The sequence below is a fragment of the Pseudomonas capsici genome (genome assembly GCF_017165765.1).
Lineage (GTDB): Bacteria > Pseudomonadota > Gammaproteobacteria > Pseudomonadales > Pseudomonadaceae > Aquipseudomonas > Aquipseudomonas capsici.
The window spans coordinates 166,874-184,490 of record NZ_JAFGZD010000005.1 but is presented as its reverse complement, the minus strand read 5'-3'; the positions used below and the strand labels follow the sequence as shown (position 1 = coordinate 184,490).

Annotated in this window: 12 protein-coding genes; 3 read left to right on the top strand and 9 right to left on the bottom strand. The window is 58.7% G+C overall.

The genetic code is table 11. The annotated features are described in order from the left end of the window. Positions 1–6: 6 nt before the first annotated feature. Together JSY17_RS09040 and JSY17_RS09035 are read right to left on the bottom strand one after the other, a co-directional pair. On the bottom strand, positions 7–1,629 hold the full coding sequence (locus JSY17_RS09040) for a methyl-accepting chemotaxis protein (RefSeq protein ID WP_117182721.1): 1,623 nt from the start codon (positions 1,627–1,629) through the stop codon (positions 7–9). Positions 1,630–1,881: 252 nt separating this feature from the next. After that, the gene (locus JSY17_RS09035; RefSeq protein ID WP_206400802.1) at positions 1,882–2,622 is read right to left on the bottom strand and encodes a tellurite resistance TerB family protein; all 741 of its coding nucleotides are present in this window, start codon (positions 2,620–2,622) and stop codon (positions 1,882–1,884) included. A 284-nt stretch (positions 2,623–2,906) separates the two neighbouring features. On the opposite strand from JSY17_RS09035, the gene JSY17_RS09030 reads away from it, so the two are divergent. Continuing rightward, entirely contained in the window at positions 2,907–5,006 is a 2,100-nt protein-coding gene (locus tag JSY17_RS09030; protein WP_206400800.1) for a hybrid sensor histidine kinase/response regulator, read from the top strand. An 18-nt stretch (positions 5,007–5,024) separates the two neighbouring features. Here the strand turns inward: JSY17_RS09030 and JSY17_RS09025 are convergent, their stop codons facing one another. The 3 genes from JSY17_RS09025 to JSY17_RS09015 all read right to left on the bottom strand — a co-directional run bounded on the left by JSY17_RS09025 (position 5,025) and on the right by JSY17_RS09015 (position 8,531). Further along, positions 5,025–6,131, bottom strand: coding sequence for an NADH:flavin oxidoreductase/NADH oxidase (locus JSY17_RS09025; protein ID WP_117182718.1), 1,107 nt, complete (start codon positions 6,129–6,131; stop codon positions 5,025–5,027). 82 nt (positions 6,132–6,213) lie between these two features. Further along, entirely contained in the window at positions 6,214–7,929 is a 1,716-nt protein-coding gene (gene recJ, locus JSY17_RS09020; protein ID WP_206400798.1) for a single-stranded-DNA-specific exonuclease RecJ, read from the bottom strand. Between the two features lie 59 nt (positions 7,930–7,988). Further along, on the bottom strand, positions 7,989–8,531 hold the full coding sequence (locus JSY17_RS09015) for a YaeQ family protein (protein WP_117164553.1): 543 nt from the start codon (positions 8,529–8,531) through the stop codon (positions 7,989–7,991). 295 nt (positions 8,532–8,826) lie between these two features. On the opposite strand from JSY17_RS09015, the gene JSY17_RS09010 reads away from it, so the two are divergent. Further along, positions 8,827–9,663: a TIGR02285 family protein gene (locus JSY17_RS09010; protein ID WP_404823338.1), complete on the top strand. Its 837-nt coding sequence runs from the start codon at positions 8,827–8,829 to the stop codon at positions 9,661–9,663. A gap of 186 nt (positions 9,664–9,849) precedes the next feature. Here JSY17_RS09010 and JSY17_RS09005 read toward each other — a convergent pair whose 3' ends face one another. Further along, positions 9,850–10,143: a DUF3509 domain-containing protein gene (locus tag JSY17_RS09005; protein WP_117164551.1), complete on the bottom strand. Its 294-nt coding sequence runs from the start codon at positions 10,141–10,143 to the stop codon at positions 9,850–9,852. A 283-nt stretch (positions 10,144–10,426) separates the two neighbouring features. On the opposite strand from JSY17_RS09005, the gene JSY17_RS09000 reads away from it, so the two are divergent. Further along, positions 10,427–11,089, top strand: coding sequence for a response regulator transcription factor (locus JSY17_RS09000; protein ID WP_206400793.1), 663 nt, complete (start codon positions 10,427–10,429; stop codon positions 11,087–11,089). On the opposite strand, the gene JSY17_RS08995 is transcribed toward JSY17_RS09000, so the two are convergent. The 3 genes from JSY17_RS08995 to thrC all read right to left on the bottom strand — a co-directional run bounded on the left by JSY17_RS08995 (position 11,062) and on the right by thrC (position 17,574). Next, positions 11,062–12,345, bottom strand: a complete 1,284-nt coding sequence (locus JSY17_RS08995; protein WP_206400792.1) for an EAL domain-containing response regulator — start codon at positions 12,343–12,345, stop codon at positions 11,062–11,064. The genes JSY17_RS09000 and JSY17_RS08995 overlap by 28 nt on opposite strands. Positions 12,346–12,429: 84 nt before the next feature. Beyond that, entirely contained in the window at positions 12,430–15,972 is a 3,543-nt protein-coding gene (locus JSY17_RS08990; RefSeq protein WP_206400938.1) for a transporter substrate-binding domain-containing protein, read from the bottom strand. A gap of 192 nt (positions 15,973–16,164) precedes the next feature. Then, entirely contained in the window at positions 16,165–17,574 is a 1,410-nt protein-coding gene (thrC, locus tag JSY17_RS08985) for a threonine synthase (protein WP_117186441.1), read from the bottom strand. Between the last annotated feature and the right edge of the window lie 43 nt (positions 17,575–17,617).

Below are 17,617 nucleotides of genomic sequence, written 5' to 3'. Positions count from 1 at the left end.
CCGGACTCAGACTTTGAAACGCGATACGCCACTGCGCAGCCCTACCGCGACCTGACTCAACTCGTCGATGGCGAAACTGGCTTGACGCAATGACTCGACAGTCTGGCTGCTGGCATCGGCCAGTTGCACCAAGGCCTGATTGATCTGTTCGGCACCCGTGGCCTGGGCCTGCATCCCCTCGTTGACCATCAGCACCCGCGGTGCCAGAGCCTGGACCTGATGAATGATCTGCGAAAGCTGCTCGCCCACCTGCGTAACTTCGAACATGCCGCGGCGCACCTCCTCGGAGAACTTGTCCATCCCCATCACCCCGGCGGACACCGCCGACTGGATCTCGCGAACCATCTGCTCGATGTCGTAGGTGGCGACCGCGGTCTGGTCGGCCAGACGCCGCACCTCGGTAGCAACCACCGCAAAACCGCGACCATACTCACCGGCCTTCTCGGCCTCGATGGCGGCGTTGAGCGACAACAGGTTGGTCTGGTCGGCGACCTTGACGATGGTCACCACCACCTGATTGATGTTGCCCGCCTTCTCGTTGAGGATCGCCAGCTTGGAGTTGACCAGACTGGCCGCGCCCATCACCTGATGCATGGTGTCTTCCATGCGCGCCAGCCCTTGCTGGCCGGAACCGGCCAACACCGAAGCCTGATCGGCAGCCGAGGTGACTTCATTCATGGTGCGCACCAGATCACGGGAGGTGGCTGCAATTTCCCGGGAGGTCGCGCCGATTTCGGTGGTCGTGGCAGCGGTTTCAGTGGCAGTGGCCTGTTGCTGGCGCGAAGTGGCGGCGATTTCGGTCACGGAGGTGGTGACCTGAACCGAGGAACGCTGCGCCTGGGCAACCAGAGCGGTCAGCTCGGTCATCATGTCGTTGAAGCCGGTTTCCACCGTGTTGAACTCATCCTTGCGCGCCAGATTCAGACGAGAACTCAGATCGCCGGTGCGCATGGTGTCGAGGATTTTCACGATAAGCTGCATCGGCGAGGTAATCGAGCGCATCAGCAGCAGGCCACAGGCACCAGCCGCCATGATCGCGATCAACAAGGAAAAGACCATGCTGATCTTGGCCCCCAGAACGGCAGTGACAATGTTCTCGGTCGCCTTGTCGGCCAGCAGTTTGTTGGCGACGATAATATCGTTGAGTTGTTTGCGGCCTTCGCTCCAGACCGGGTTCACCTGCTCATAGAACTCGGCACGTGCCTTGGCATAGTCGCCCGAGCCATAGGAAGCATGGACCTCCTTGAGCAAGCGACTGTAGATTTCGCGCCGCTTCTCGAACAGAGCGAAGTTGGCTCTTTCGGCATCGTCGAAAATGGACTTCTTGTAACCGTCGATCTGGGCCTGAAGATAATCGTCGAACCCTTCGAACTGGTCCTGCTCCTGCTTGGTCAGCGGTCGTGCCCGGCCTTCGCCGATCAACTCCAGGGTACGAATGTAGCTTTCGCCCCAGGAACTGCGCACCAGAGTGCTGTAGTAGACACCCGGAAGCGCATCGAGGCGAACCTGTTCCTCGCTGGACTCAATCGACAACAAGCGCGAGTAAGACACAACCACCATCAACAGCATGATCGCGATGATGACGGCAAAACTCGCCAAAATCCTTTGGCGCAGAGTCCAGTTCTTCACAGTCAGTCCTCAAGAGTTCAACAACGGCATCTAGCCGTGTTCAAGAAGCGGACCGACAGACGGTCCAAGCGGCCTGAGTATAGCCCAGCCTTTTATGTATTAGCGTGTTGCAGGAAAAGGAAATTGAAAGTGGCGATATTGGCGGGGCCGCCCGGAAATCCGGGCTGGCAGAAGAAGATGTGGGAATCCAGGTCAGCTCTGTCATCCGGAGGGCTATCGGCAGTGCCATAGCCCTCGCCTCTGTTCAGTCATTTATTGGGCCTGACGCACCTGCTCCTCCAGCTCGGACTTGAGGCCCGGAGCCAGCTTCAACTGGCGGGCCAGTTCGTCAAGGTAGGCTCTTTCCATGAAGTGCTCCTGATCCACCAGAATCACACTGGCGATATACATCTCGGCCGCCATTTCCGGTGTTTTAGCAGCACGCGCCACTTCCGAAGGGTCAAGCGGCTTGTTCAGTTCGGCATGCAGCCAGTGCTGCAGTTCGTGATCGTTGCTCAGCTTGCTGAATTCGCCTTCGATCAGTTCGCGCTCACGCTCGTCGACATGGCCGTCAGCCTTGGCTGCCGCCACCAGAGCCCGCAGGATGGCCTGGCTGTGTTCTTCGGCCTGAGGTTCGGGCAAGCGGTCGATGGTCTGAGGCTCACGCTGGGCTGTCACACCCTGACTGGCCTGCCAGTTGCTGTAAGCCTTGTAGGCTAGTACACCCAGCGCGGCCAGACCGCCATAGGTCAAGACTTTGCCGCCCATTCCGGAGCGTTTGCCCTTGAGCAGGCTCATGGCTCCGGCCGCCAGGGCACCGCCGCCCGCACCGGACAGCAAACTGCCCAGACCGCCGCTCTTGCCGCCGGCCTTCGAGCCCGAAAGCAGGCTGCCCAGGCCGTTTACCAACGCGTCGCTACCGGAAGATCGCTTGCCGGACTTGCCGCTTACCTTGTCTTGCAACATGTTTTGTCCGGACTTGAGCAACTGGTCAAGCAAACCACGCGTGTTCATGAGAAACCTCCACAGGTCCTGTCAGATGATTCATTGACACGCAGGTTAACGGGAAGTCTCACCGGGATGATTCAAGGTGTGCATCTGAATGTTGCAGGTGATGTGATACTGCGTACTCCTTACATGTCTGAAAAGTTAAACCGCAACCCGTGCAACCCTGATCCATTTCAAAGGTCAACTCACCCAGAGACATCACGCGCCCATCCGGGCGCATCGATAAAAGATTCCAGACATACCATGAATACGCCATCCCACCCGTGCTGCTTTACCGGAGCTTGCCTGAAGTGACGTCAAGCATTGGTTTTCCAGCGGGCATGAGCGAAACGGCCCGGACGATAAGAAACAAGGACTGGAGCCAGACTTCCCTGGGGCCGGTAGAACAGTGGCCTGCCTCATTGAAAACCGCGTTGAATCTGATTCTGAACTCGCCGGAGTCGATGTATCTGCTGTGGGGACCGGAACTGATCTTCTTCCATAACGACACCTACACCCCCATTCTCGGCCCGCGCAAGGACAATGCCATCGGCGCGAAAGCCACGAATCTGTGGTCCGATGTCTGGGATCAGGTAGCGCCCATGGTGCAGGACGCTCTGGCCGGCAAGACCTGCCAGTACAAGGACATGCCACTGACCATGGCTCGCTATGGCGAGCCCGAGCAGACCTGGTGGTCGTTTTCCTTTTCTCCGCTGATCGATGAACACGGCGTGACTGTCGGCATGTTCTGCATCACCAAGGAAACCACCCGCTATGTGCTGGATAAACAGGCACTGGAATCCAGCGAGCAGAAACGCCAGAACCTGATCGACGACCTGATCGAACTGGAAAAGCAGCAGACCGCCAAGCTCGAACAGCGGACTGCCGAACTCAATACCTTCTGGGATATTTCCCCGGACCTGCTGGCGATGCTCGACCTCAAGGGGCATTTCCTGCGGGTAAACCCGGCATGGGGCGAAATACTGGGACGAGAGCCCCGGGAACTGATCGGGAACTCGATTCTGGATCTGGTTCACCCTGACGATATTTCCAGAACCCGGGACGCCCTGAAGCATGCCATCGGCAATGTGCTGCCATTGTTTGAAAACCGCTACATGCACAAGGATGGCAGTTATCGCTGGATCGGCTGGACCTCCGCGCCGGGCAGCGGCCTGGTCTTCGCCCTGGGCAAGCACATCACCCATGAGAAAATGCACTCCGAAGCCCTGCGCATTGCCGAAGAGGCCCTGCGCCAGTCGCAGAAGATGGAGGCGGTCGGGCAACTGACCGGCGGCCTGGCCCATGACTTCAATAACCTGTTGATGGGTATCACAGGCAATATCGAATTGCTTCAGTCGCGGGTGAATCAGGGTCGTACAGACCTGGGCCGCTATATCTCCAGCGCCCTTGAAGGTTCAAGACGTGCCGCCGCCCTCACCCATCGGCTGCTGGCATTCTCCCGCCGCCAGACCCTGGCACCCAAAGCCACCCATGTCGATCATCTGGTGGCGGGCATGGAAGAACTGATCAACCGCACCGTAGGCCCGGCCATCGACATGCAGGTCCTGCGCACCCACGACCTGTGGTCGACCATGGTCGACCCCCATCAACTGGAAAACTCGCTGCTCAACCTGTGCATCAATGCCAGAGATGCCATGCCGGACGGCGGCACCCTGAAGATCGAGACCGCCAATCGCTATCTGGACGATGCGACGGCTGCCAGATACGAAATGGTCGCCGGGCATTACGTGGCACTCTGTGTCAGCGATAACGGCACCGGGATGACTGAAGAAGTGGTCGCCAGGGCATTCGACCCGTTCTTCACGACCAAGCCCATCGGCATGGGCACAGGTCTTGGCCTGTCGATGATCTATGGCTTTGCCCGGCAATCCGGCGGCGGTGTCAGTATCGATTCCCGGCCCGGCAAAGGGTCGAAAATCTGCATTCTTCTGCCGCAGTTCCTGGGTGACAGCGAGCCTGTCGAACATGACAACAGCCTCGAGACCCCGCTCGTACCGAGCGCAGGCGGCGAAACCATACTGGTGGTAGACGACGAACCGGCCGTGCGCTCGCTGATGAGCGAAGTGCTCCTGGAACAGGGCTACAACGTTCTGCAGGCCGAGCACGGAGCCGCAGCCCTGGTGATCCTGCAATCCAGGGCAACCATTGATCTGTTGATTACCGATGTCGGCCTGCCCGGCGGCATGAATGGCCGTCAGGTGGCCGATGCGGCCAGGACCGTGCGTCCTGAGCTGAAAGTGCTGTTCGTGACCGGTTACGCCGAGAACGCAGCCCTGGAGCAGGACACTCTTGAACCGGGCATGCATGTGCTGATCAAGCCATTTGCAATCACCACACTGAGCAACCGTATCACTGAACTACTGGATGGACCGGCACAGGAGCCTTGCTGAGCCCCTGTGCCGGTGTGTTCAGTCCCGCAGGTCGGACTCGTGGATCGGCTGGTCACGGTGGGTTGCACGCTGATACTGCGCCGGCCAGACCGCCTTGCGCCCGCCCAGATCGTCATCGGCATGCAATGGCCAGTACGGGTCGCGCAACAACTCACGCGCCAACAGGATAATGTCAGCCTGACCGGTGCGCAGGATATGTTCGGCCTGTGCAGGCTCGGTAATCAGCCCGACCGTGCCGGTGGCAATCCCCGACTCCTTGCGCACACGTTCGGCAAAGCGCGTCTGGTAACCGGGGCCGACCGGGATTTCCGCATTGGCCGAAGTGCCGCCCGATGAGACGTCGATCAGATCGACTCCCAGGGCTTTAAGGCGTCGCGCCAGTTCTACCGTTTCGTCAGGGTTCCAGCCGTCTTCCACCCAGTCGGTGGCCGATACGCGGACAAACAGCGGCAATTCTTGCGGCCAGATATCCCTCACGGCTTCGGTCACTTGCAGCGTCAGGCGAATACGGTTTTCAAACGAGCCGCCATACTGGTCGGTGCGCTGATTGCTCAATGGCGACAGGAATTGATGCAGCAGATAGCCATGAGCAGCGTGAACCTCGACCACCTTGAAGCCTGCGATCAAGGCGCGACGGGCAGCGTCGACGAAGGACTGGATCAGGCCCTGAATCTGGCTTTCGCTCAGTTGTACCGGAGCCGTGTGTTGCGGATCGAAGGCAATGGCCGATGGCCCCCAGGGTTTCCAGCCACCTTCACCCTCGGGCACGCTGCCATGCTTGCCCAGCCAGGGGCGCCAGGTACTGGCCTTGCGTCCGGCGTGGGCTAACTGGATACCTGGCACCGAGCCCTGGGATGTGATGAAACGGGTGATGCGCTGCAGGGGTTCGATCTGTTCATCGTTCCACAGCCCCAGATCCTGGGCCGTGATACGACCATCCTCGGTCACGGCAACGGCTTCGCTGAACACCAGCCCTGCGCCACCCACGGCACGGCTGCCCAGGTGGACCAGATGCCAGTCGTTGGCCAGGCCATCGACGCTGGAGTACTGGCACATGGGCGAAACAGCGATGCGATTGGGCAGTTTGAGCTGGCGAAGGGTGTAGGGTTCAAGCAGCAGGCTCATGGCGACCTCTCAGGTTGAAAATCAGGCGCTGGACTGTTTTGTGTCTTCAGAGACTAGTCGACAACCCGAGAGAGAGTCTGGTTCAACGCATGGCGATATGAGTCACGATCAACTGCACCGTTTCGTTGCCGCGATATTCGTTGAGATCCAGCCGGTAGGCCACTTCGACCTTGCACTGCCCTTGAACCGGCCATTTTTCGAGGTCGATGCCAAAAGCAATGGCATCCAGCCGGGTACTGCCGCACTCGGTTTCAAGCACCATTTTCAGATGCTTCTTGCCGACGATGTAGTTATTCACCAGGCGAAAGACGCCGTGAAACAAAGGCTCAGGAAAGTGTTGCCCCCATGGCCCTGCATTGCGCAGCTCGCGGGCCAGATCCAGATTGAATTCCTCGACCGCCAGCGTTCCATCGGACAACAGACGCCCGGTAAGGTCGTCTTCATTGAGCTGGCGACGCACTTCCAGATCGAATGCCTCGGCAAACATCGGAAAGTTCGCTTCGGGCAATGACAGGCCAGCCGCCATGGCATGCCCGCCGAACTTGCTGATCAGCTCCGGATGGCGTGCGGCAACTGCATCCAGCGCGTCGCGGATATGGAAACCCGGCACCGAACGGGCCGAGCCCTTGAGCATGCCCTCCCCGGCACTGGCGAAGGCAATGGTCGGGCGGTGATAACGCTCTTTCAGGCGCGAAGCCAGGATACCGATCACCCCCTGGTGCCAGTCCGGCTTGAACAGGCACAGGCCGAACGGCATGGACTCGACCGTCAGGTCTTCAAGCAGCGCCAGCGCCTCGCGCTGCATGCCCTGTTCGATGGACTTGCGGTCCTGATTCATTTCATCAAGTTGCACGGCCATTTCCCGCGCCAGCCCCGGGTCATCGCAAAGCAGGCACTCGATCCCCACGCTGATGTCATCCAGACGCCCTGCAGCATTGAGTCGCGGCCCGAGAATGAATCCCAGATCGGTAGAGGTGATACGCGAAGCGTCGCGTCCCGCCACTTCAAGGATGGCACGCAACCCCGGCCGGGCGCGACCGGCGCGAATCCGCATCAGGCCTTGATGCACCAGAATGCGGTTATTGGCATCCAGCGGTACAACGTCGGCCACGCTGCCCAGAGCGACAAGATCAAGCAGGTCGGCCAGATTGGGCTCGGCGTGCTGACCGTCATGGAACCAACCGAGCTCACGCAGTTTTACGCGCAAGGCCATCAATACGTAGAAGATCACCCCGACACCCGCCAGGGACTTGCTCGGGAAGGTGCAGCCGGGCTGGTTCGGGTTGACGATGGCGTCGGCTTTCGGCAATTCATGGCCCGGCAAGTGGTGATCGGTCACCAGCACGCTCAGCCCCGCCGCCTTGGCCGCCGCCACGCCTTCAACGCTGGAAATGCCGTTATCCACAGTGATGAGCAACTGCGGCTTGCGCTGCAAGGCCACTTCGACGATTTCCGGGGTCAGGCCGTAGCCGTACTCGAAGCGGTTAGGAACCAGATAATCCACATGCGCAGCACCGAACAGGCGCAATCCCAGCACACCGACCGTACTGGCCGTCGCACCGTCGGCATCGAAGTCCCCCACTATCAGAATGCGCTGGCGCTCCCTGAGGGCTGTCACCAGCAGATCGACAGCCGCATCGATGCCCTTGAGCTCTCGATAGGGAATCAGTCGCTTCAGCACCTTGTCCAGTTCATCTTCGGACATCACCCCCCGTGCGGCGTACAACCGGGTGAGCAGGGGCGGCAGGTCGCCAAGAAAAGGCAGGGTGTCAGGCAACAGACGTGGTTCGATACGCATGCGGTTCAGCTGATTCTCTGTGTATTCAACAATCGGAGCGGGTCGTTCAGGCCCGGCTATCAGCCGCGCTCACCCGCCAGCCACTGCAACTGCACTTCGTGCTGGCCGCGATCGTCGGTCACGAACACAGTGCCTTCACTGATCATCACATCCCACTTGATGACCCGTGGCATGTCCTTGGCCAGCGCTTCCAGAACGTCCTGCGGCACCGCCGCGATGTTGACGTTCTTCAGGTTCTTGACCGCCGGAACCACCTTGCCTTCCCAGACACGCAGGCTGCCATAGGCCAGCAGGCTGGTGCGTTCGGTACGACGCGAACACCAGGTCAGGCGCTCGGCATCAGGCTGGCCGACTTCGATCCAGTGCAGGACACGGTCATCGAGACTTTTTTCCCAGAGCGCCGGCTCGTCTACTTCAGACAGGCCACGACCGAAAGATAATTGCTCGTTGTACCAGAAGGCATAGGCCAGCAGACGCACGGTCATGCGCTCTTCAGTCTCGGACGGATGACGGGCGATGGTCTGCTTGACGCTTTCATAGACCCCACGATCGAGATCGGTGAGGTTCAGTTCGAATTTATAGGTCGTGGACGGCTGGGCCATGAACGGGCTTCTAGGGTCGGGGAAAAGGCGCAAGTCTAACCGATACCGGCCCGTGGAACGACCACATTGCCCCCGACACGCAAAATCCACTGGCTTGATGGCACACATTGATGCAAGTTAAGCCTCGGCAAAATCAACTCTGTTGACATTGAAGTCGGGTCCAAAGCACTTGTGACGCAATCGTGGCCATGACGATCCAATCACGGTCCGCTCACTTGAATACTATTTTTCGGGATGAAACCAGAGAATGCCTTTTCTCGCCTCGCCGTCTGCAGGATCGCGTCTGACCAGATTGCTGCTGATCCTGGTGTTATCCGGATTACCCAGCATCGGCCAGGCCAAAGAGACCTTGATCTGGCTGCTGCGCGACATGCCTCCCGTGACAATATTTTCCGGCCCCTATCAGGGCCAGGGCGCTATCGATCTGTTCATGCCGATCCTCACGGCCCGCATGCCCGAATATGAGCATGTACTGATGCGGGTCAACCGGGCCCGCGGCACACAGATGCTCAACGATCCGACCCTGACCTGCGATCCCACCCTGCTGTGGACCCCGACCCGGGCCAGGACCATCGTGTTTTCGATTCCGACCTATATCGTGTTCAGTAACGGGTTGGTGGTGCGCAAGGACGACATGCCTCTGTTCACCCCGTTCATCGCCGACGGACATATCGACCTGCGGGGGCTGATGGACAGCAAGACCATCAGGCTGGGCGTCGTTGCAGAACGCAGTTACGGGAGCGTGATCGACGAAGCGCTCAGCCATACACCCCGACAGGAATTGAGCGAACACTATGGCAACGATGCCATCGGCAGCCTGCTGCAAATGGAACGCCTGGGACGTCTGCAGGCCCTGATCAGTTATTGGCCCGAAGCCCGGGCCCAGGCCCTGCAGCAGGGGATCAGACCCGAAGAGCTGGCCTTCCTGCCAGTCAAGGACACCCCCAAATATCAGTTCACCCACATTGGCTGCTCCGACACTCCACAAGGCAGGCAAGCCATGGAAATCATCAACCGGGAAATGCGCACATTGCGCGAAACCAGCCTGCTGCATTTCTATGCAAACTGGCTGGATCCGGAACTGCGTGAGCAGTACATAAAGGATGCCAAGGCATTCTTCGAGACGAATTAGGTGCCGTACGAAATGTATTGAGCGCAATCAACCGGGGCGCAGATATATTTCAGACAAAAGAAACCCCGGACAGAGGGGAGAACTGTCCGGGGCAAACACCTGGGAGGTTTTCGATCACCGGAGCACAATGATCGAACCTGCCACAATTTATGTGAACGCTCGCAAGGAATAAGGTTCCTGATTCGCTCAGACAAAAGCCTGCGCGTTAAACCCACGGCTCAGTTCGGCATGGCGTGTCGCGGCGATCACGCACGGCTCGATCCGGCCTTCGGCAACCATCAAATCCCGGTGCAGCCCATCGACGACATCTGTGAGCTGGCGTTTATCGCGCAGTTGATCGGCAGTGAAAAGGCGCTCGATCACAATGGCACCTGCCGCATCTCTCAGTGTCACCAGACGTTCTCCACGTGAACCTTCCGGGCTGAGGCTGGCCTGGTAGGGAGCCAGCGCTTCGCTTAGCAGTAAGCTGATATTTTCCATCTGGATCACCACTCAACAGTTTGAATGCAAAGGTGCTTATCACTGACCATCGGCAAGCGCGGAAAGTTCTTTTGCCTGCGAGGTTCATTGAAAGGCTCGTATAACCGAGCATGCCTGTGGAATATGACAGGGAAAAAACCGGAGTTCCGATCGGTTCATGAGCTATAGGAAAATTCACCTCAACTTCAATCCAAAATCCTACAAAACATCGGTAGATCAAGGCGATACCCAAACAGCAGCATCGTATGCAATGGCTCTGGCCGCCATCCGATGGAGCAATACCTTGAGCGCTTCCACTGATGCTCCCCTGCGCATCATCCTGGCCGATGACCATCCCATCTTCCTGATCGGTCTGCGCGTGGTGATCGAGCAAGACAACAACGCCCGTGTCGTGGCACAGGCCTGCACGCCGAACGAACTGCTGCTGATACTCAGGAGCCATGAATGCGATGTGCTGGTCACAGACTTCATGATGCCAGCCGAACGGCAGAACGATGGTCTGCGTCTGCTACAGCGCATTCGTCGCGACTTTCCACAGTTGCCGATTATCGTGGTGACGACACTGAGCAACGCCGGACTGTTCCAGGCGATGCTGACGCTCAATGTCAAAGGCTTGCTGAGCAAGGCCTGCGTGGCGAGCGAGTTGCCTGCCGCCATCAGGAGTATCCGCCGCCAGGAAGTGTTCATGGCCGACTCGGTGCACCGGGTCCTGCTGGAGGCTGGCGATCATGAGTCCGAAAGACTGAAACCGCCTGAACAGTTGTCACCCAGGGAACTGGAGGTCGTTCGCCTGCTCGCCGCCGGGAACACCGTCGGTGAAATTGCCACGCAACTGCACCGCAGCAAGCAGACCGTCAGCGCACAAAAAGTCAGTGCCATGCGCAAGCTCGGTCTGAACAACGAAGCAGCGCTGTTCATTTACCTGCAGGAACATGGGTTGTCCTGACCCGCCGTCTTTCGGGAGACGGCCTGTGGATTGCTCCTTTTACGCTCGGCAAGCCAGACCAGCAGATCTGCCGCGCACAATGGCCGAGAGATGAAGTAGCCCTGAATGGCCGGAGTTTCCAGCACCAGCAGGCTGTGAAAGTCATCGATGGTTTCCACGCCCTCTACCACAACCTCCATGGACAGGCGGCGAGCCATGAACATCGCGCCTGCGACCACCGCCGACTTGCGAGGGTCTTCAGCAATACCGCGCACAAACTCGGTCGGGATCTTCAGTTCGCAGAACGGGAGCTGTAACAGCCGCTGGATGTTCGAAGCCCCCATGCCGAAATCATCGATGGACAGCTTGCAGCCCTGCATGCGCAAGCGCAGCAACGCTTCCAGTTGCCAGGCCTGCGGCTCCAGCGCGTCATGTTCGAGAATTTCCAGGGTCAGGATGCTGGCCGGCAGTTCATACCGAGCCATAAGCGCCATGACTCGCGTAGCAAAGTCCGCCTGCTCAAGCACCTGAGGGGCGATGTTCACGGCGACAGGCAGTGCCTCGCCTTGCCGGAACCTGACGTCGGCAGACAATTGCAAGGCCAGCTCAAGCACTCGCCAGGTCAATGGCACGACCAGCCCTTCGCTTTCAATCGCCGACATGAAACTGCCGGGGGCCAACAGACCATGCAAGGGGTGCTGCCAGCGGACCAGCGCTTCGACGCCAAGCACATCACCATCGACACTGACCTTGGGTTGAAAATGAGCGACCCACTGCTCGGTCAGTGACAACGAATCCAGACGGCCCGAAGCGACTGACGTGCCAAACAGTTGCCCGGCACAGAGAACATGCCGGGGCCGGGGTTTCGACACGTCCTGGGCGGCAATCGATGTCGAGCGCTCATAAGCCTGGAGCAAAGCGTACAGCCGGGCTGCCGAAGCCGGTTTCTGCAAGCCCCCCAGGACTTCGAGTCCCTGGCTGCGAGCCAACTGGACAACGCCATCGAGCACCGGCTGCGAAGCGCTGCTGAGAATGATCAACGCCCTGGCCTGACCACTTCGGGCCAGATGGCCGATCAACTCCAGGCCATCGGCCCCTTCCATCTGCAGATCGCAGATGGCGATATCGACACCTCCCCGATTGAGCAACGACTGTCGGGCGGCTTCGACGCTGTCTGCGGCCAACACATCGAATACCTGATTGGCATTGAGCATCTGATGCAAGGCCATCAATTGAAAGGGGTTGTCTTCAAGGATCAGAACTTTGAGATCGCGCATGTTCATTTCCAGATCACATCAAGGCGAAAGTGATCCCACTCTAGAGGGGCCAGTGAGCAAGCCCCATAAGACAAGTCCTAAAAATCAGGGCACCTGCACCAGTTGCAATTCAATATCCGCCCGCAGATTTTCAATGGAGGCATCCAGCACCGGCCAGCGCTCGTTCAGGGTCGAACCGGACTCACTCTTCACACTGGCGTCGAGCGATGCGCAGGCCTTGGCCAGCGGCACGGCATCGACAAGGCAGGCTGCGCCCTTCAAGCGATGCAAGGAGGCACTCAAGGTCTTCCAGTCATGAGCCCCGACCGCTGGCTGCATGACCTCACGCTCATGACGCAGGTTTTTCCATAACTCTCCCAGCAGACGCTGTATCTGCTCTTCATTGGCCTGGGTCATGCGCTGCAAGGTGCGGATATCGAATGTCTGCTCGCGGACCAGTTCCGCCAGTTCCATCGACAAACGCTCCAGAGACAGCGGCTTGACCAGCAGTCCATCCATGCCGATGCGCCTGCATCGCTCACTTTCATCCGTCATCGCATTGGCCGTACAGCCAATGACTGGACAGCGTGCACGCTTTTCCTGCCCCTCGATATTGCGGATGGCTTCGGCCAATGCATAACCGCTGATCCCCGGCATATTGCAGTCCGTGATGACTGCATCGAATTCACCTTCGCGCCACAGGCTCAGGGCCTGGGCACCGCCTTCGGCGGGCACGACCTGATGACCGAGAAACTCCAGTTGCTGGGTCAGCACCAGACGATTGGCAGACATATCGTCCACCACAAGCAAGCGCAGACTTCGCTTACCCGCGCTGCGGTCCTGCTGAGGGGGTTCGTTCTGCACGTTCGTCAGGCACTTCACTCTGGCAAGAGGCACATTGACGGTCACGCGGGTGCCCTGCCCCGGCTCGCTGTACAGGCTGATGTCGCCACTCATCAGTTCTACAAGTTGCCGGCAGATGCTCAGCCCCAGTCCCGTGCCGCCGTAGCGGGCCGCAATATCGTCGCTGGCCTGAATGAATGGCTGGAAGAGTTGTTGCTGACGATGAAAATCGATACCTGTCCCGCTGTCCTGGACACTGATGTGTATTCGCGACAACTCGTTGTGTTCTTCGAGCACCCCAACGGTAATCACCACCGAGCCCCGCTGCGTGAACTTCAAGGCATTGCCCAGTATGTTGTGCAACACCTGACGCAGGCGTAACGGATCGAGCCAGTAATCGCCATGGGCCTGCTCTGCAAAATCCAGCCTCAGCTCCAGACCTTTCCGAGCGGCCTGGGCCGAGAACAACTGGACAATGCCCTCAACAAACGGGTGAAACGCCGTCACGGACAGCGCAAGCTGCATCTTCCCCGCCTCGATCCTGGCCAGATCAAGACTGTCTCCAATCAGCGCGACAAGCTCCCTGGCCGACTGGCAAGCCACCTGCACCCCTTGAGACGGTGTCTCACCCCGGCGCATGACCTGTTCGCATTCCAGCTCCAGCAGACCGATGATGGCCCCCATGGGCGTGCGAATCTCATGACTCATGCTGGCCAGAAAAGCACTCTTGGCCTCGCTGGCCTGATCCGCATGGCGCAGAGCTTCCTCCAGCCGGACCTCCAGCCGTTTTCGTTCGGTGATATCGACCCAGCCGCCCAGCAGCCCCTGCAACTGGCCATCCGCACCAAAGAAAGGGACGGTCCATTGCCATACGTCGACCTGTTTGCCAGACAACTCCAGCGTCCTGTCGGCGAATATCGGCCGCCTGTTTTCCAGAAGTCTGAGATAGTCGGCATGCATCTGTTCGGATACCGAACGCGGAATCAGCTCGATATCGATCAGGCGGCGACCGTTCATCTGCTCGAAACTGATTCCGAGACTTTCTTCATAACTGCGATTGCAGGAGATCAGCCGCCCCTTGAGATCGCGTACATAAATGGGATTGGGAATTCCATCGAAAAGCGCATGCTTGAAGGCCAACTGATCGTTGAGCTGCCGTTCGGCCTTGAGCCTCTGACGAATCTGAACCTTGAGGCGGCTGTTCCAGGCCAGAGACACCAGACCGAGCAAGAGGGCAAGCATCCCCCACCAGAACACCCATGGTGGAATCCGGCTCCAGATCGACGGCTGGGGCAGAACCGAGCCCAGCCACTTCATGCGGATGGAGCGCATCTCGGCCACCGGGAACGCCTCCAGCGCCTTGTTCAGGATGCTGAGCAATTCGGGTTGCGACTTGATCACCGAGAACTGATCGGGAGACCACTTGCCATCGACACCGCGCGCCACTTTCAGGCCACCGGCCGGAAAGAGATAGGCACCCGCTTCATTCTGGATCGTGGCATCGGCCTGCCCGGTTTCCACCAACCTGCGTGCCTCGGCATAAGTGGGTACCTGTAGAAGCTGAATGCTCGGGAAATTACGCTGAATCTCCTCCTCCAGCGCATGCCTGGCCGGCAATGCCAGTACTCGCCCGGACAGACTGTTCAGGGACACTTGTGAGGAACTGTCGGAGCGCACCACGAAGACCCAGTTATTGCCACCGAACGAATAGGTGAAATTCAGAAACTGTCTGCGCTCGGCATTGTCGGCCAGCGTTGTATTCATGTGAGCTTGCTCGGCCTTGAGCATCTGAATGCTGTTGAGGGTGGAAGAAGCTTCCTTGTGCACGAACTGCAGACCGGTCATGCGCGAAATCCGCGCCAGCACATCGATATTGAGCCCGACCCAATTGCCGTTGTTGTCCTTGTAGATATAGGGCGGATGCTGGGTGGTCGCGATCGTCACGCTGGGGTGCTTGGCGACCCATAACCTTTCAGCGGCAGAAAGCGTGATACGTTGCCCGACCACATCGGCTCCCAGCCCCTGGGTCCAGCGCCCCAGCACCTCACGCCCCACTGCCGGATCGAGGCTGCCCAGCACCCGGTTTATCAGGCTCAACAAGCGCTTTTCGTCCTGGCGTACGGCAAACGCAAAGCCCATTGAAGGCAAGGCACTTTCAAACTTGATCTGCAGCCCCAGGTAAGGCCGCAATGCGTTATAGGAGCGCACGATCACTTCGTTGCCGATAAAGACGTCGACCTCTCCCTGACTCAAGGCCTCAAGAGCGCTGTAGAGGTTGGGCGCGATAATGATTTCGCTGTCGGGATAGGTTGCATGCAGAGTTTCGGAGTCGGCATACCCATCGAGCAATACAACCTTTTTGCCCTCCAGACTGCGCGACGGGCTTGGGTCGCTGCCTCGTGCGACCACCACAGAATGATCGGGCATGTAGACACTGGAAAATGCCAACCCCTTGACGCCACGCTCGAAACCGTTGGCGCTGGTGAGAATATCAATGGTGCCGCTGCGCAGTGCCGCAATGGCCTGATCACGCTCGACAAAACCGACCACCTGGATCGGCACGTTCAGCCTGTCGCCAATCAGGCTCAGGTAGTCGGCGCTGATCCCCTGATAACGATTACGGTCGCTGGTGATATCCACTGGTTCGTAGTCGGCAATGGCAATACCGACCCGCAATACCTTGCGCTGATCCAGCCACTGGCGATCTGCTGCCTCAAGATCCAGATCCTCCAACTGCACAAAGGGAGCGCTCAACGAGAAAGGCAGACTCTGTGCTGCAGCTGCCATCTGCCCAAAAAACAGCATCAGCAGGAATAAAATCGTGCGTCCTGTATGTTCAATGATCAGGTCACCGGTCACCCTGACCAGCACCTGCAAACTTGCCTGTTTCACAACAACTGACTCATCCGTAGAAACTCGAAAACCTCCAGAGTTTGGCACGGGAAAACGAGAAGGCCCGCCAAGTGGCGGGCCCTAAGTTGTTACACAACTATTCGGTTATAACGGCTTGCCACGGTTACCGTGCTGGCTGACAAAGGCCTGCATGGCTTTGAGGTCATTTGGCAGAACAGTGCAGCGCTCGTCGCGCTCGAACAAATCAGACAAATGTGCAGGTAGCTCAAGCGCTTTTCCTACACCCGCTTTCTCCACTGCCTCAGGGAATTTGACCGGATGGGCAGTGCCCAGAATCACCATCGGTGTGTCGAGGCTGCGACGGCACTCGCGAGCGGCCTTGACGCCGATTGCGGTATGCGGATCCAGCACTTCACCCGTCGCGGCAAACACCTCGGCGATGGTTTCGCAGGTCTGCTCGTCGCTGACCGCCAGCGAGTCGAACAGCTTGCGTGTTTCAGTCCAGCGATCTTCCTCGACGCTGAAACCGCCGCCCTGCTTGAAGGTGTCCATCAGACCGGCAATGGCTGCGCCACTGCGACCATGCATGTCGAACAGCAGACGCTCGAAGTTCGACGACACCATGATGTCCATCGAAGGCGACAGCGTGGCGTGCAGGGTTTCCTTGACATACTGGTTGCCGCTCATGAAGCGGTGCAGGATGTCGTTGCGGTTGGTGGCCACGATCAACTGGTTGACCGGCAGCCCCATGTTGCGTGCCAGGTAACCGGCGAAGATGTCACCGAAGTTGCCGGTAGGCACCGAGAACGATACCGAGCGCGCCGGGCCACCCAGTTGCAGGGCCGCGTGGAAGTAGTAGACGATCTGGGCCATGATCCGCGCCCAGTTGATCGAGTTGACCGCGACCAGGCGGGTGCCCTTGAGGAAGCTTTGATCGGCGAAGCTGGCCTTGACCATCTCCTGGCAATCGTCGAAGTTACCTTCGATGGCGATGTTATGGATGTTGTCGCCGAAGATGGTGGTCATCTGACGGCGCTGAACATCCGAAACACGGTTGTTGGGGTGCAGGATGAAGATATCGACGTTATCGCAGCGACGGCAGCCTTCAATCGCCGCAGAACCGGTATCACCGGAAGTGGCACCGATGATGACCACACGCTCGCCACGCTTGGCCAGCACGTAATCCAGCAGACGACCGAGCAATTGCAGGGCGAAGTCCTTGAACGCCAGGGTCGGGCCATGGAACAGCTCGAGTACCCACTCGTTGCCGTTCAACTGACGCAGCGGGGCAACCGAACTGTGGGCGAATACGCCGTAGGTTTCTTCGAGAATCTTCTTGAAATCGGCATCCGGGATGCTGCCATCCACAAAAGGACGCATGACCCGGAAAGCCAGCTCGTGATACGGCAGGCCAGCCCAGGAAGCGATTTCTTCCTGGGTGAAGCGTGGCAGGTTTTCCGGCACGTACAGACCACCATCGCTGGCGAGACCTGCAAGCAGCACATCTTCAAAATTCAACGCTGGCGCCTGGCCGCGGGTACTGATGTAGCGCATTTTTTCAAACCTTTGGTTTGAGCTGCGAGCTTCAAGCGACAAG

Excerpts from the sequence above, each read along its gene's own strand:
- JSY17_RS09005 (WP_117164551.1), bottom strand. The coding sequence starts at position 10,143 with ATGGAAAATATCAGCTTACTGCTAAGCGAAGCGCTGGCTCCCTACCAG.
- thrC (WP_117186441.1), bottom strand. The coding sequence starts at position 17,574 with ATGCGCTACATCAGTACCCGCGGCCAGGCGCCAGCGTTGAATTTTGAA.
- JSY17_RS09035 (WP_206400802.1), bottom strand. The coding sequence starts at position 2,622 with ATGAACACGCGTGGTTTGCTTGACCAGTTGCTCAAGTCCGGACAAAAC.
- JSY17_RS09015 (WP_117164553.1), bottom strand. The coding sequence starts at position 8,531 with ATGGCCCAGCCGTCCACGACCTATAAATTCGAACTGAACCTCACCGAT.
- JSY17_RS08995 (WP_206400792.1), bottom strand. The coding sequence starts at position 12,345 with ATGCGCGATCTCAAAGTTCTGATCCTTGAAGACAACCCCTTTCAATTG.
- JSY17_RS08990 (WP_206400938.1), bottom strand. The coding sequence starts at position 15,972 with ATGCTGTTTTTTGGGCAGATGGCAGCTGCAGCACAGAGTCTGCCTTTC.
- JSY17_RS09025 (WP_117182718.1), bottom strand. The coding sequence starts at position 6,131 with ATGAGCCTGCTGCTTGAACCCTACACCCTTCGCCAGCTCAAACTGCCC.
- recJ (WP_206400798.1), bottom strand. The coding sequence starts at position 7,929 with ATGCGTATCGAACCACGTCTGTTGCCTGACACCCTGCCTTTTCTTGGC.